The organism is Pseudoalteromonas sp. BDTF-M6 (assembly GCF_018334135.1).
Classification (GTDB): Bacteria; Pseudomonadota; Gammaproteobacteria; order Enterobacterales; family Alteromonadaceae; genus Pseudoalteromonas.
In genome coordinates this window covers 1-1,648 of sequence record NZ_JAGXTQ010000012.1, presented here as the reverse complement: position 1 = coordinate 1,648, position 1,648 = coordinate 1, and the positions used below count along the sequence as shown (strand labels likewise).

Sequence of the window (1,648 nt, the reverse complement as noted above, 5' to 3'; positions counted from 1 at the left end):
CCCCTGTGAGGGGAGTGAAATAGAACCTGAAACCGTGTACGTACAAGCAGTAGGAGCCCTTCGAGGGTGACTGCGTACCTTTTGTATAATGGGTCAGCGACTTATATTTTGTAGCGAGGTTAACCGAATAGGGTAGCCGTAGTGAAAGCGAGCGTTAACTGCGCGTTGAGTTGCAAGGTATAGACCCGAAACCCGGTGATCTAGCCATGGGCAGGTTGAAGGTTGAGTAACATCAACTGGAGGACCGAACCCACTAACGTTGAAAAGTTAGGGGATGACCTGTGGCTAGGAGTGAAAGGCTAATCAAACCGGGAGATAGCTGGTTCTCCCCGAAATCTATTTAGGTAGAGCCTCGGACGAATACCATTGGGGGTAGAGCACTGTTTGGGCTAGGGGGTCATCCCGACTTACCAACCCCATGCAAACTCCGAATACCAATGAGTACTATCCGGGAGACACACGGCGGGTGCTAACGTCCGTCGTGGAGAGGGAAACAACCCAGACCGCCAGCTAAGGTCCCAAAGTGTATGTTAAGTGGGAAACGATGTGGGAAGGCTAAAACAGCTAGGAGGTTGGCTTAGAAGCAGCCACCCTTTAAAGAAAGCGTAATAGCTCACTAGTCGAGTCGGCCTGCGCGGAAGATGTAACGGGGCTAAACATACCACCGAAGCTGCGGCTGCGAACTTAGTTCGCGGGGTAGGGGAGCGTTGTGTAAGTGGCTGAAGGTGTGCCGGGAGGCATGCTGGACATATCACAAGTGCGAATGCTGACATGAGTAACGATAATGCGGGTGAAAAACCCGCACGCCGGAAGACCAAGGGTTCCTATCCCATGTTAATCAGGGTAGGGTGAGTCGACCCCTAAGGCGAGGCCGAAAGGCGTAGTCGATGGGAAACGGGTTAATATTCCCGTACTTGGTATAAATGCGATGGGGGGACGGAGAAGGCTAGGCAGGCACGGCGTTGGTTGTCCGTGTGAAAGTATGTAGGCTTGAATCTTAGGAAAATCCGGGATTCTTTAAGGCTGAGATACGAGACGACACTCTACGGAGTGGAAGCTGTTGGTGCCATACTTCCAGGAAAAGCCTCTAAGCTTCAGTTTATACCGAATCGTACCCCAAACCGACACAGGTGGTCAGGTAGAGAATACTAAGGCGCTTGAGAGAACTCGGGTGAAGGAACTAGGCAAAATAGTACCGTAACTTCGGGAGAAGGTACGCTCCTACCTGTGATGAGACTTGCTCTCTAAGCGGACGGGAGTCGCAGTGACCAGGTGGCTGGGACTGTTTATTAAAAACACAGCACTGTGCTAAATCGCGAGATGACGTATACGGTGTGACACCTGCCCGGTGCCGGAAGGTTAATTGATGGGGTTAGTCCTCGGACGAAGCTCTTGATCGAAGCCCCGGTAAACGGCGGCCGTAACTATAACGGTCCTAAGGTAGCGAAATTCCTTGTCGGGTAAGTTCCGACCTGCACGAATGGTGTAACCATGGCCACGCTGTCTCCACCCGAGACTCAGTGAAATTGAAATCGCAGTGAAGATGCTGTGTACCCGCGGCTAGACGGAAAGACCCCGTGAACCTTTACTACAGCTTGGCACTGAACATTGAGCCTACATGTGTAGGATAGGTGGGAGGCTTTGAAGC

The 1,648-nt window shown here is 51.9% G+C and carries 1 rRNA gene; it reads left to right on the top strand.

Features of this window, described 5'->3' with window-relative positions:
• A 23S ribosomal RNA gene (locus tag KD147_RS16680) occupies nt 1-1,648 on the top strand; the annotation flags it as partial.